Raw genomic sequence first — 11215 nt, forward strand, 5'->3', positions numbered from 1 at the left:
ATTTATTACTGCAAACGGTCAACACCGCTTGGTGTTATATCGATCTAACTAATGGCTCTGAATTTTAACGACTTCGCGCTAAAAAGACACTTTTAGTTAGATGGACATAATTTACAAACATACGGGCGTATGAGTTTCCTCAAACGCCCGCATCATATTCAAGTTAAATCAGATTCAAGAATTACTTCTTGTCTTCTTTCACTTCTTCGAACTCTGCGTCAACTACGTCGTCATCTTGCTTAGACTGTTCACCAGCGTCACCTGCTTGTTGAGCTTGTGCTTGCTGTTGAGCAATTTCCATTAGCTTCTGAGCCGCAGCCATAAGCGCTTGTACTTTAGCATCAATCGCTTCTTTGTCTTCGCCTTTACGAGCGTCTTCTAGTTCAGAGATCGCTGCTTCAATCTTCTCTTTCTCTTCAGCTGGTAGAGCGTCACCCGCTTCTTCTACTTGCTTACGAGTACCGTGAATCATTTGGTCAGCTTGGTTACGAGCACTTGCTAGTTCTTCGAACTTCTTGTCCGCTTCTTTGTTAGCTTCTGCTTCTTGAACCATTTTCTCGATTTCTTCATCGCTCAGACCGCCAGAAGCTTGGATAGTGATCTTCTGTTCTTTACCAGTCTGCTTATCTTTCGCTGATACGTGAAGGATACCATCCGCATCTAGGTCGAAAGTTACTTCAATTTGTGGCATGCCACGTGGCGCAGGCTGAATGCCTTCTAGGTTAAATTGACCTAGAGACTTGTTGTACATTGCTTGCTTACGCTCACCTTGAAGCACGTGAATAGTTACCGCGTTCTGGTTGTCTTCTGCTGTAGAGAAAACTTGGTTCGCTTTAGTTGGGATAGTCGTGTTCTTCTCAACGAGTTTAGTCATTACGCCGCCCATAGTCTCAATACCTAGAGACAGAGGAGTAACGTCTAGTAGAAGTACGTCTTTCACTTCACCAGCAAGTACACCACCCTGAACAGCAGCACCCATTGCTACTGCTTCGTCTGGGTTAACGTCACGACGCGCTTCTTTACCAAAGAACTCAGCAACCTTAGCTTGAACCATAGGCATACGAGTCTGACCACCAACTAGGATAACGTCAGTGATATCGTTAACCGATAGGTCAGCATCTGCTAGAGCAACTTTTAGCGGCTCAAGTGAGCGTTGTACTAAGTCTTCAACTAGAGATTCTAGTTTCGCACGAGTCACTTTAACGTTCATGTGCTTAGGACCAGTCGCATCCGCAGTAACGTAAGGTAGGTTTACGTCAGTTTGAGTCGTAGAAGAAAGCTCAATTTTCGCTTTTTCTGCCGCTTCTTTAACACGCTGCATTGCTAGAGGATCTTTCTTAAGATCGATACCTTGCTCTTTCTTGAACTCATCCACTAGGTAGTTAATCATGCGGTTATCAAAGTCTTCACCACCTAGGTGTGTGTCACCGTTAGTTGCTAGAACTTCGAATGTTTTCTCGCCTTCAACTTCATCAATCTCAATGATAGAGATATCGAAAGTACCACCACCAAGGTCGTATACCGCGATAGTGCGGTCGCCGCCAGACTTGTCTAGACCGTAAGCTAGAGCTGCTGCTGTTGGTTCGTTGATGATACGTTTAACTTCTAGACCTGCGATACGGCCAGCATCTTTAGTTGCTTGACGCTGAGCATCGTTAAAGTAAGCAGGTACTGTGATAACTGCGCCAGTTACTTCCTCACCTAGGAAGTCTTCAGCCGTTTTCTTCATTTTCTTAAGTACTTCAGCAGAAACTTGAGGAGCTGCCATTTTTTGGCCTTTCGCTTCTACCCAAGCATCACCGTTGTCAGCCTTAACAATTTTGTATGGCATGATTTCGATGTCACGTTGTACTTCTTCGTCTTCAAAACGACGACCGATCAAACGCTTGATTGCAAATAGCGTGTTTTCTGGGTTAGTAACTGCTTGACGTTTCGCAGGTTGACCTACTAGCGTCTCACCATCTGTGTATGCAATTACTGACGCTGTGGTACGCTCACCCTCTGCGTTTTCAATTACGCGTGGTTTGTCGCCGTCTAGTACAGCAACACATGAGTTTGTAGTACCTAAGTCAATACCAATGATTTTACCCATCAGGCTATCTCCGAATAAATTTCTATTTTCGTTTTGCTATATCCCCTATGTGGGGGATCGAGAATCGGGTTTCAACCCTTGCTCACAAACAAAAATAATTATGTTTGCTTCTCTTATGCCCAATAGATAAGGGCGCCAAATCTCTTTTCAAGGGACAAAACAAAAAAAAATAGAAAAAGATTAGATAAATGAGCAGGAGCAAGAATGAAATATAAAAAAGCGAGGCACTTGGCCTCGCTCTACTTTCATCAATTAAGATTACGCGTTGTTTGCTTGAGCTGGTTTCACTTCTGCTTCTACTTCATCTTTACCGATTTCGCCTTCGCTTGTTGCAACAATGGTGTTCACCGCTGTGTCACCTACTACGTTTGAAGAGGTACAGAACATATCGTTGATACGGTCAACCGCTGCGATAATTGCTAGACCTTCTGGTGGAAGACCTAGTTGGTGAAGTAGAACACCAACCATAACAACACCGCCACCTGGTACACCACCCGCACCAATCGATAGAAGCAGGATAGTTAGACCTAGAGTAAACACATCTGCTGTATTGATAGGCTGACCAAATGCGTTAGCGACGAAGATAGTTGCCAATGCGATGTAAATAGACACACCAGACATGTTCATCGTTGCACCTAGTGGTACACCAAAACCTGCAACCGATTTAGAAACGTTTAGTTTCTCAGTTAGGGTGCGCATTGTTACTGGAATCGTTGCGTTAGAGCTTGCTGTTGATAGTGAGAACAGAACCTGCTCACGCGTCGCACGTAGGAATGCCTTTGGAGACGTCCCCGTTGCAATGCCTACCGCCATTGGGTAGAAGATGAAAATCCAGAATACTAGCATTGTTACAACGAGTGCTACATAGCCCGCAACAGACATAAGCGTGTTTGCGTCTAGAGTCGCGCCTAGTTGAATCATCAGAGCGAATACACCGTATGGTGCTAGGCTCATGACGAGACCAACAAGCTTCATCATAATTTCATTAGCCATCTTGAAGGTACGGATAGCAGGGCCACCGCGTGAATCAAGCGCTTGAATAGCAAGTCCAGTCAGAATCGCCATGAAGATGATTTGTAGCATGTCACCGTTAGCAAAAGCCTGTACAGGGTTGCTTGGTACAATGTTGACGACTAGAGAGAAAATATCTGGTGTTTCAGTTGTCGTTAGCTTAACGCTCTCTGAGATAGTACCAGCTAGGTTGGCATCAGCACCTGGTTGGAAAATCATACCAACGGTCAGAGCTGCTGCGATCGCGATAATGGTGTTGATAATGTAAAGAGCAAAAGTTTTACCACCAAGACGACCAAATGCGGTGATGTCTTTTAGATCGACAATACCACATACGATTGATACATATACTAAAGGCACTACAAGTAGTTTGATCAACGATACAAACATACCACCAGCGCCTTCAGCGGCACCAAGAAGGTAAGTATCAAAAATAGCAATTCCACTAAATAAGTACTGGATTGCCGTACCGATCAGAAGACCAGCAAACAAGCCTACAAAAATCTTGCTTGAAAGCGATTTATCCATCATCCATCTCCAGAATGTTGTGTTTATTAATTATGTTTTTATAGATTATTCCGCCACGTTTCATGGTGGAGTTCGCACATAATACACACTGAAGTTACAAAATAAAGCCTTTGTTTACGATAATGTTACAAGTTTCTAATCAGAAATTAATTTTCGGTTACACTTTTATCTAAGGATAATTCACTAAATCAACACCTTGTGTGGCAGTATGAAATCCGGTTTTAACCATAAAAAAAGAGAGGCTAAGCCTCTCTTTTGATACAAAAGTCGTTCTACAGGTCAGAATTTACTTAGCAACCATTACCATTGCAGGGCGCACTACACGACCGTTCAGTTCATAACCTTTCTGCATTACAAACATGACTGTGTTTGATTCATGATCTGGACTTTCTTGAATCGACATCGCTTGATGCAATTCTGGGTTGAACGTTTCGCCTTCAGGATTGATCTCTTTCAAACCAAACTTAGAAACGGTATCGACAAACGTTTTATGCGTCAGCTCAACACCTTCAAGAAGTGGTTTAATCACTTCATTTTCAGTATCTGCGGCTTGAATCGCACGCTCTAGGTTATCGATAACAGGGAGTAACTCTTCCGCGAACTTGTTTAGTGCGTACTTACGAGCCTTATCGATCTCAGTTTCAGTGCGACGACGCATGTTTTCAACTTCAGCTTTAGCACGAAGAACGCTATCTTGCTGCTCTTTAACTTTAGCTTCACTCGAAAGCAACGCAGCTTCTAGTTGAGCGATCTTTGCCTCTTGCTCGTCTAGTTCTGTTTCCTCTTCGTTCCACTCGATATCAGCGTCAGTGCCTACAACTTCCGCTTCTAGCTCTGCTTGCTGTTGTAGTTCTTCATCTTTGATCTTGTTTTCTTCGTTGCTCATGATATCTCCAGACTTCATATTTATTGGTACCCAACACTTCACGTTTATCGTATCGGAATACACAAAAACTCGCATAAATTGCTAACTTGCCATTATTATGGGGATGAAGATTGTCGAATCAAGCCTATTTGGTGCGGAAAACCTATGAAAAAACCTTTTGAAGTGATCGCCATCATTGGTAAACCCAGAGATCAGCAAGCAATAGCAACGCATAAAGAGCTCTATACCTGGCTTCAAGCTGAAGGTTATAAGGTGTATATCGATGACCGTCTTTGCGAGATTCTCGACGATATTCCTAAGGATGACTTCGCCAGTCTGATACAACTTGGCCGCATTGCCGACCTTGCCATTGTCGTCGGTGGTGACGGAAACATGCTCGGCGCCGCACGAGTACTATCACGATTCGATATCTCAGTGATCGGAGTAAACCGCGGTAATCTCGGCTTCCTAACCGACCTCAACCCAGAGGATTTCCAGGCGGCGCTAAAGAAAGTGCTTGCTGGTGAGATTATTGAAGAGCAACGATTCTTACTCGAAGCAGAAGTCCATCGCCACGGGCAAGTAAAAAGCCACAACGCAGCACTGAATGAAGCCGTACTCCACCCCGGCCAAGTGGCACATATGATTGAGTTTGAAGTCTACATTGATGATAGCTTTGCCTTCTCACTTCGAGCTGATGGTCTGATCGTATCAACCCCTACCGGTTCAACGGCCTATTCTCTATCCGGTGGTGGTCCAATCTTATCTCCAAGCTTGAATGCTATTTCACTCGTTCCGATGTTCCCACATACACTATCAAGCCGACCACTAGTGGTTGACGGAAACCGCCGAATCAAATTGGTTGTGGCGCCAGATAACCGCGGAACCCAAGAAGTCGGCTGTGATGGTCAGGTTTCACTTCCAGTCTCTCCTGGCGATGAAGTACACATCTATCAAAGCCCCAATATTCTCAAACTCATCCATCCAAAAGACTATAGCTACTATCATGTGTTACGAAACAAGCTGGGATGGTCGAGCAGATTATTTTAAATAACTAGCAATATTGGAGGGTTGGCGTAGCGCGTCAGCCCTTTTTTGTTTAGCAGGGAGGATGTATTGCATCTCCTACGAAACAAATTCTTTCTAGATATCCGGCAGCGAAGTTCGCGCTTGCTCACAAAAATTTTCACCAGCATCTTTACTGTATAAAGAAACAGTATATACTGTTTTCTTATACAGTATTGTTCATTTAAACAGGTACACAAAATGCTGGCTCATCTAAGTGTTAATAATTTCGCAATTGTTAAGTCTCTACAGCTAGAGCTATCCAAAGGAATGACAACCATCACTGGCGAAACGGGCGCAGGTAAGTCCATCGCGATAGATGCTCTCGGGTTATGTTTAGGGGGGCGCGCTGAAGCCGGCATGGTACGTCAGGGAGAAGAGAAAACAGAAGTCAGTGCTGCTTTCTCCCTAGAGAACAATATCAACGCAACTCGCTGGTTGGAAGACAATGATCTTCTCGACGGTAGCGACTGCATTTTACGCCGTATTATCAGTAAAGAAGGTCGTTCACGTGCGTTCATCAATGGCAGCCCAGTTCCTCTTTCGCAACTCAAATCTTTGGGCCAGTTATTGATCAACATCCATGGTCAACATGCACACCATCAATTGATGAAGAGCGAGTATCAGATGGCAATGCTTGATCAGTATGCAGGTCACACTGCGCTGCTGAAAAGCACACGCAATGCCTACCAAGCATGGCGACAAGCCGACAACAATCTCAAACAACTAAAAGAGAACAGCGCTACTAACCTAGCGCAAAAACAGCTCTTGGAATACCAAATCAAAGAGCTAAACGAACTCTCTCTTGGCGAGGATGAATATGAACAACTCGAACAAGAACACAAACGCCTATCCAACAGCGGCGAGCTTGCCTCAACCTGTCAGCAAGCTATCGAGCTTATTTACGAAGGTGAAGAAGTTAACGCGCTTGGTATTTTGCAATCAGCCAATCACTCCCTAATCCAACTAGCGGAACTGGACGAAAAACTGGCTGAGCTGCCAAATATGATTGCAGAAGCGATAATTCAGCTAGAAGAAGCGAACAGTGAGCTGCGAAACTACCTCGATTGTATTGATGTCGACCCTGCACGTATGGCTTACGTTGAAGAACGTTTTTCTAAAGTTATGTCGATGGCTCGCAAACATCATGTATTGCCCGAAGAACTGTTCGCTCACCATCAAGACCTGCTCGCGCAGATTGAAGCATTAGATTGTTCTGATGAGCGTCTTGAAGAGCTTGAGCAAGAAGTTAGCGATAAATACCAGTCATTTTTAACCTCTTCAGAGAAGTTAAATAAATCGCGTAACCGCTATGCCAAAGAGCTAAACAAACTGATCACAGCTAGCATGCATGAACTTAGCATGGAAAAAGCCCAGTTCCAGATTGAAGTCAGCAGCGAAGGAACTCACCCATCGCCACTGGGGATGGACAGTGTTTGTTTTGTTGTATCAACAAACCCAGGTCAGCCAATGCAACCTATCGCCAAAGTTGCTTCAGGTGGCGAACTGTCACGAATTTCTTTGGCTATTCAGGTCATCACCGCACAGAAGGTGGATACACCAAGTCTTATATTTGATGAAGTAGACGTTGGCATCAGCGGACCAACCGCCGCGGTAGTTGGTAAAATGCTGCGTAAATTGGGGGAATCAACCCAAGTACTATGCGTTACCCACTTACCGCAAGTGGCAGGTTGTGGTCATCAGCAGCTATTTGTGGCTAAACAAACCAAAGCAGGTAAAACAGAAACTCAAATGCGCCGCCTAGATGATGAACAACGCGTGACCGAACTAGCTCGACTACTTGGAGGAAGTGAAATCACTGACTCTACACTCGCCAATGCCAAAGAACTCTTGATCGCTGCATAACCCCTCCTCTAAAGAGCCAGATTTATCTTTTTTGATAAATTTTGGCTCTAGTTTGCAACCAAATTCAAAAATCATGGTCTGAAACAATTCAAAATGCTCACAGCTTTTTACTTTGGCGCTTAGCTTGTTTATTATCGGCTGAGTTTAAATTTTATCTGTTACAAGAATTTTAAGTATGCAATTTAAAAAGTGGCTTATCGCTGTACCACTCGCTATGACAATGCTGACAGGCTGCTCCCTTCTCGAAAAGCTGGTATACCGTATTGATATCAACCAAGGCAACTATGTTGAGCAAAGTGCAGTCGAACAGTTGAAGTTTGGTATGACCAAAGAACAAGTACGCTACGTTATGGGTTCACCAATGCTAGTCGAGAACGGCTACCCAGATACATGGTATTACATCTACCACCACACCGAAGGCCATAACGACTCAGTACAAAAAAATCTCATCGTCAATTTCAATGACAACGGTCAGTTGGTTGACGTTGCTGGTGACTTCCCTGCGAGCTCAGACTTCTTCGAAAGCATCAACTAGCAAAAAGCTGGAAGATTTCAGAAGGGTTGGCAGTCAGTGCCAACCCTTTTTGTTTTTGAGGGAGTCGTTTGAGAACGAAGCTCGTTTTCCTTAAGCCTCTTTCCTGAGCGGATTTTTCTTACCGCCAGTAACAGGGTCAGCACTTCCAGCCGCTTTCGCCTGTTCAGCTCTTTTGCGACGAATCTCTTTTGGATCAGCGAGTAGCGGGCGATAAATCTCAATACGATCTTTATCCTGAACAGTTGAATCCAACTTAACGTTGCGACTAAACACCCCGACCTTGTTCTTGCTTAAGTCGATTTCTGGGTACAACTCAAGTACACCAGACTGTGCGATGATCTCTTCAACTGTCATCGCTCCTTTAACCACCAGCGTAAATATACGCTGTTCATGAGGCAGTGCGTATACCACCTCAACATGAATCATGTCTGACTCAATACTCATAAGCTACATAAACCTGTTTTGCGCGCTTGGTAAATGCATTAACCATATTATTGGTCAGCTCGTTAAACACCTTACCAAAGGCCATTTCAATCATCTTGCTTGAAAACTCAAATTCCAGCTTCAATTCAACTTTGCACGCTTTTTCATCTAAAGGGGTAAAAAACCAGCCGCCTTTCAGCGTTTTAAATGGCCCATCAACCAAATTCATGATGATAGCCTCACCCTTAACTAACTCATTAGAAGTCGTGAACGTTTTACTAATCCCTGCTTTTGCAACATCAACAGAAGCGACCATCGCGTCTGAGCTCGATTCAATCACACGTGAACCCGAGCACCCTGGCAAAAATTCTGGGTAACTCGCCACATCATTCACCAGATCGAACATCTGTTCTGCACTAAATGATACCAACGCAGAACGGCTGACTTGCTTCATATTGACTCCTCATAACATCCGCCTGAACCTCAAGCATGGTGCAATTTTACTTTTATTTGCACTAAGCGCAAATAAAGGGATTTCCTAAGTCAAATCCTAGCCGTATAATGCACCCACTATGGTAAAGAAAAAATCCAAACAAAAAGCGGGTAGCAATACCATCGCTGTCAACAAGAAAGCTCGTCACGAATATTTTATCGATGATGAAATAGAAGCAGGTATGGAGCTTCAAGGCTGGGAAGTTAAGTCACTTCGTCAGGGCAAAACTAACATCGCAGAAAGCTACGTGTTTATGCGCGATGGTGAAGCCTTTGTTAGTGGCATGACTATTACTCCGTTAAACCAAGCGTCTACTCACGTGGTGGCTAACCCTACCCGCGTTCGTAAACTGCTGCTTAGTCGTCGTGAACTCGACAACCTAATGGGTCGTATTAACCGTGAAGGTATGACTCTGGCTGCACTATCACTCTATTGGTCACGTTCTTGGGTCAAGATGAAGATTGGTGTCGCCAAAGGTAAGAAACTGCACGACAAACGTGATGATCTTAAAGAAAAAGATTGGGCACGCGAAAAAGCGCGCGTAATGAAGAGCTCACTGCGCTAATATTGAGCACTTAAACGCACAAGTCTAGACAGGTAACACTTTTCTGGTACTATGCGAAGAACACTTGGGGCTGATTTAGGATTCGACAGGAATTTTGCAGTCTGAGGTGCATGCCGTGGGGCGGTTGGCCACGTTAAAAGCCGCAAAAAAATAGTCGCAAACGACGAAAACTACGCACTAGCAGCTTAATACCCTGCTCAGAGCTCTCTCGCCCTAGCTTCCGCACGTAAGACGGGGACCAACGAGGGATCAAACCCAAACGCGCTAGCCCGGATTCTCCCGCCTGAGAGATGAACGGCGAATTATAATTCAGGATAGTCACTTACTGGCGTGTCGGTTCGCAGGTACTTGGTGAATTTAAAGATCGACTAAGCATGTAGTACCAATGATGAATGGTTTTTGGACGCGGGTTCAACTCCCGCCAGCTCCACCAAACGTTTGGAAAGGGCGATAACTCTTTGAGTTATCGCCCTTTTTGTATTTTAACAATCAATATCTAAGCTGCTTGTACTAAAAATTGGTACTAAATATAGGGCAACGACTTGCTGGTCAATATTCTTTATGGTGCCTGTCCTTGTTATTTTGCTTGTTGCTCTTCACTTTTTATAGAGACAAATCGTGTTTGGGGTCTGGATACAGCTTCGCAAATGGCCTCTGCGTCATTAGCATCGTTCTTCTCATTTTGTCGATATGGAATAACGAACTTGGATGCCATTATCTTAGGATTATGTCCGAGCTTACGTAGCTCTCTTGCCCAATAGTGTGCACCAGAGCATGCTTCCATACCAATGATACAGGGTGGTAGATTGGCGAATGTGTCTAAGAGTTTGTTTCTTTTGACAGTTTTTCGTAGGATGCACTTGCCATATGCATCAACGCCGTGAATACTGAACACATTCTTGGCGAGATCAATGCCAATAGTTTGAATGTTGGACATGATAACCTCCAGTTCTTCAGCGTGTACTGAGTCAGTATGGCACGCGGAGTTTCAGGGAGAGGGAGTCCATATCATTCGTTATGTGACTTAGGGAGAACTCTGTATGGAAAGTGTTAATATTCGGGACGTAGAACAAAAGGATATTTCAGACGTTCAAAAATATATATCTGAACCATCTTTAAGTGATATGAGCAATATTCCATCCCCATATCCTGAAAATGGTGCAGAGATATGGTTTAACCATGTCCAGAGTTTGATTTCGGAAAATCGCGCTAGAATTTTTGTGATCGAGTTAGGTAAAGAGTTTGCGGGTGTCATAGCTATGAATGCTCTGAGCTTACATGAGTCTAAGGCTAATTTTGACTATTGGGTTCGCCTCGATTTGCAAGGAGAAGGTATAGCATCAAAAGCTTTAGGGTTTGCCGTAGAAGAGGCTAAGCGCATGGGGTTGAAAACGCTATATAGTGGGTGTTTGGTTCGTAATGTAGCTTCCCAGAGAGTTTTAAAGAATAATGGTTTTTCACCCTATCGAGTCATTAAGTTGGCAGATGGAAAGCATGTAGGCGAAGAACTAGTGCAAATGTCGAAAACGTTCACATAACAAGAGACTATGGAGTCAATAGTTAATTTTTGGCGCTATTGTTATCCCACATAATACCAATCTAAGTAAAAATATGGTCTAATTAAGGCTGTCATTTCTACACGAGAATGCCATGGATAGCCTCGACAACATCGACTTTAAAAAACTCGCTAGTCAGCAGAAGTCTATACAAATGAAGATGCGTTTACTTGCTCTAGCACACTTTAAAGAAGGGCGGTCTCGAACACAGATTGC

Annotated in this window: 10 protein-coding genes, 1 other RNA gene and 1 pseudogene; 6 read left to right on the forward strand and 6 right to left on the reverse strand. The window is 44.0% G+C overall.

What is annotated here, in order from left to right; genetic code table 11:
• Nucleotides 1-181: 181 nt before the first annotated feature.
• From dnaK to grpE, 3 genes are all read right to left on the reverse strand, one after another.
• On the reverse strand, nt 182-2092 hold the full coding sequence (gene dnaK, locus QTN95_RS12635; protein WP_269378165.1) for a molecular chaperone DnaK: 1911 nt from the start codon (nt 2090-2092) through the stop codon (nt 182-184).
• A 258-nt stretch (nt 2093-2350) separates the two neighbouring features.
• On the reverse strand, nt 2351-3631 hold the full coding sequence (locus QTN95_RS12640; protein WP_138971817.1) for a dicarboxylate/amino acid:cation symporter: 1281 nt from the start codon (nt 3629-3631) through the stop codon (nt 2351-2353).
• Nucleotides 3632-3917: 286 nt separating this feature from the next.
• Nucleotides 3918-4517 carry a nucleotide exchange factor GrpE gene (gene grpE / locus QTN95_RS12645; protein ID WP_138971749.1) on the reverse strand — a complete coding sequence of 200 codons (600 nt, stop codon included), beginning with the start codon at nt 4515-4517 and terminating at the stop codon, nt 3918-3920.
• Between the two features lie 144 nt (nt 4518-4661).
• Between grpE and nadK the strand changes: the two genes are divergently transcribed.
• The 3 genes from nadK to bamE all read left to right on the forward strand — a co-directional run bounded on the left by nadK (nt 4662) and on the right by bamE (nt 7962).
• Nucleotides 4662-5546 carry an NAD(+) kinase gene (nadK, locus tag QTN95_RS12650; protein WP_331417715.1) on the forward strand — a complete coding sequence of 295 codons (885 nt, stop codon included), beginning with the start codon at nt 4662-4664 and terminating at the stop codon, nt 5544-5546.
• Nucleotides 5547-5762: 216 nt separating this feature from the next.
• On the forward strand, nt 5763-7427 hold the full coding sequence (gene recN / locus QTN95_RS12655) for a DNA repair protein RecN (protein ID WP_269378162.1): 1665 nt from the start codon (nt 5763-5765) through the stop codon (nt 7425-7427).
• 175 nt (nt 7428-7602) lie between these two features.
• Nucleotides 7603-7962 (forward strand): outer membrane protein assembly factor BamE, encoded by a 360-nt coding sequence (gene bamE, locus QTN95_RS12660; RefSeq protein ID WP_138971746.1) that lies wholly within the window; start codon nt 7603-7605, stop codon nt 7960-7962.
• A 90-nt stretch (nt 7963-8052) separates the two neighbouring features.
• Here bamE and QTN95_RS12665 read toward each other — a convergent pair whose 3' ends face one another.
• Together QTN95_RS12665 and QTN95_RS12670 are read right to left on the reverse strand one after the other, a co-directional pair.
• Nucleotides 8053-8406, reverse strand: a complete 354-nt coding sequence (locus QTN95_RS12665; RefSeq protein ID WP_138971745.1) for an RnfH family protein — start codon at nt 8404-8406, stop codon at nt 8053-8055.
• Nucleotides 8396-8839 carry an SRPBCC family protein gene (locus QTN95_RS12670; protein ID WP_269378160.1) on the reverse strand — a complete coding sequence of 148 codons (444 nt, stop codon included), beginning with the start codon at nt 8837-8839 and terminating at the stop codon, nt 8396-8398. Before QTN95_RS12670 ends, QTN95_RS12665 begins: the two co-directional genes overlap by 11 nt.
• A gap of 118 nt (nt 8840-8957) precedes the next feature.
• Here QTN95_RS12670 and smpB point away from each other — a divergent pair, with 118 nt between their 5' ends.
• Together smpB and ssrA are read left to right on the forward strand one after the other, a co-directional pair.
• A complete protein-coding gene (gene smpB, locus QTN95_RS12675; protein ID WP_269378159.1) occupies nt 8958-9443 on the forward strand; it encodes an SsrA-binding protein SmpB in 486 nt (161 codons plus the stop codon).
• A gap of 66 nt (nt 9444-9509) precedes the next feature.
• Nucleotides 9510-9876, forward strand: a transfer-messenger RNA (tmRNA) gene (gene ssrA / locus QTN95_RS12680).
• A gap of 150 nt (nt 9877-10026) precedes the next feature.
• Here the strand turns inward: ssrA and QTN95_RS12685 are convergent.
• Nucleotides 10027-10380: pseudogene (locus tag QTN95_RS12685) on the reverse strand (IS110 family transposase); the annotation flags it as partial.
• A gap of 103 nt (nt 10381-10483) precedes the next feature.
• On the opposite strand from QTN95_RS12685, the gene QTN95_RS12690 reads away from it, so the two are divergent.
• Nucleotides 10484-10981, forward strand: a complete 498-nt coding sequence (locus QTN95_RS12690) for a GNAT family N-acetyltransferase (protein ID WP_138971742.1) — start codon at nt 10484-10486, stop codon at nt 10979-10981.
• Nucleotides 10982-11215 lie beyond the last annotated feature (234 nt).

This window comes from Vibrio sp. M260112 (assembly GCF_036533775.1).
Taxonomy (GTDB): domain Bacteria; phylum Pseudomonadota; class Gammaproteobacteria; order Enterobacterales; family Vibrionaceae; genus Vibrio.

Bases quoted from the DNA above. Each gene is read 5' to 3' on its own strand.
- dnaK (WP_269378165.1), bottom strand. From the start codon at position 2,092: ATGGGTAAAATCATTGGTATTGACTTAGGTACTACAAACTCATGTGTT.
- QTN95_RS12640 (WP_138971817.1), bottom strand. From the start codon at position 3,631: ATGGATAAATCGCTTTCAAGCAAGATTTTTGTAGGCTTGTTTGCTGGT.
- grpE (WP_138971749.1), bottom strand. From the start codon at position 4,517: ATGAGCAACGAAGAAAACAAGATCAAAGATGAAGAACTACAACAGCAA.
- nadK (WP_331417715.1), top strand. From the start codon at position 4,662: ATGAAAAAACCTTTTGAAGTGATCGCCATCATTGGTAAACCCAGAGAT.
- recN (WP_269378162.1), top strand. From the start codon at position 5,763: ATGCTGGCTCATCTAAGTGTTAATAATTTCGCAATTGTTAAGTCTCTA.
- bamE (WP_138971746.1), top strand. From the start codon at position 7,603: ATGCAATTTAAAAAGTGGCTTATCGCTGTACCACTCGCTATGACAATG.
- QTN95_RS12665 (WP_138971745.1), bottom strand. From the start codon at position 8,406: ATGAGTATTGAGTCAGACATGATTCATGTTGAGGTGGTATACGCACTG.
- QTN95_RS12670 (WP_269378160.1), bottom strand. From the start codon at position 8,839: ATGAAGCAAGTCAGCCGTTCTGCGTTGGTATCATTTAGTGCAGAACAG.
- smpB (WP_269378159.1), top strand. From the start codon at position 8,958: ATGGTAAAGAAAAAATCCAAACAAAAAGCGGGTAGCAATACCATCGCT.
- QTN95_RS12690 (WP_138971742.1), top strand. From the start codon at position 10,484: ATGGAAAGTGTTAATATTCGGGACGTAGAACAAAAGGATATTTCAGAC.